Here is a 1,267-nt window from a genome sequence, read left to right as displayed (position 1 = left end):
CGGTGCGGGCCCTCGGCGGGTCCGTGAACAACTCCGCGGACACCGGCGGCGAGCCGTTCCTCGACGAGTGGGTCTTCGGGGTGGTGTACGGCGGGTTCATCGTGCAGGGGCTCAGCCTGGGGCTGCTGTTCGTCCTGTACGCCCGGGACCGGTGGGGGCACCTGTGGCGGGGCCGCGTGTGGGATCTGCCCAGGGTTCCGGCCGGTGGGCGCGCGGTGCGGGTGGCCGCCGTGGCGGCGGCCGTGCTCGCGCTGTTCCCGGCCGGACTGCGGCTGCTGTGGGCGGCCGGGTCGACGGTCGGCCTCAACGAGACGCGCGTCACGGAGCACACGTCCGACTTCTCCGTCCTGTCGGTCCTCGAACTCGGCTACCTGGCGGCGGCCGTGACCGGCGCGCTGGTCCTCGCGTTCCGGCGGCCGCCCGCCCTGCCGGTGAAGGCGGCGCTCGCGCTGGCCTGGGCCGGTTCGGGGGCGGTGGGGTGCTGGGGCGCGTGGCTGTTCATGGCGTCGTTCGCGGGCTCGGCGGACGTGGCCGAGCGGCCCACGACCGTGATGCTTCTGGCCTACGCTGTGCAGATGATCATCGCAGCGCTCGTGGCCCACACCGGCGTGCGCTTCCTCAAGGAGCGCGCGGCCGGGACCCCGCGGCCCCCGGCGTGAGACGGTTCGCGGCCGCCCTCGTCGGGCGGCGGACGCGGCGGCGGTGGATCCATCTGATCCTCGGCGGCGCCCTCGCCATGCCGTACGTCTTCGTCGGCTCGGCGATGGCCGGTCCGCTGCTCGGCGAGACCACGATGCTCGGTTCGTTCCCCTCCCAGCTCCTGTCGTTCGCGTTCGGGCTGCCGCTCGCCGCGATCACCGCGCTGTTCCCGCTGACCCGGCCCATGTCGGTGGCCGCGGTGCGGGCGCTGTGCGAGGTGCCGGACGCGTCGCTCGCCGACGGGCCGCCGCGGTCGCGGGCCGCGCGCGGGCGCACCATGGCCTGGTTCACGCTGCACCTCGGGTTCGGCGGGATCATGAGCGGGATGACGCTCGGGCTCGTGCCGTTCGCGACCTTCCAGATCGTCCTGCCGCTCTTCGTGGGCCTGGGGGACTCCTGGCTGGGGCTCCCCGAAGACCTGCGGGAACCCTGGATGCTCGCGCTCGCGCCGGTCACGGGCGTCCTGTCCCTCGTCGCGCTCGCCGGGTGCGCGGCGGGCTCGGGCGCCCTCCTCGCACGCTGGGCGCCGGTGCTGCTCGGGCCCACGCCCGCCGACCGGCTCGCCGAC

At 75.4% G+C, this 1,267-nt stretch carries 2 pseudogenes; both read left to right on the top strand.

Features of this window, described 5'->3' with window-relative positions:
* Nucleotides 1–659 (top strand): annotated as a pseudogene (locus tag STRAU_RS30655) (hypothetical protein); the annotation flags it as partial.
* Nucleotides 656–1,267: pseudogene (locus STRAU_RS30650) on the top strand (histidine kinase); the annotation flags it as partial. The pseudogenes STRAU_RS30655 and STRAU_RS30650, both read left to right, overlap by 4 nt.

Source organism: Streptomyces aurantiacus JA 4570 (assembly GCF_000414115.1).
GTDB lineage: Bacteria > Actinomycetota > Actinomycetes > Streptomycetales > Streptomycetaceae > Streptomyces > Streptomyces aurantiacus_A.
The sequence above is the reverse complement of the archived record's forward strand: the minus strand, read 5'-3'. Positions and strand labels throughout refer to the sequence as shown.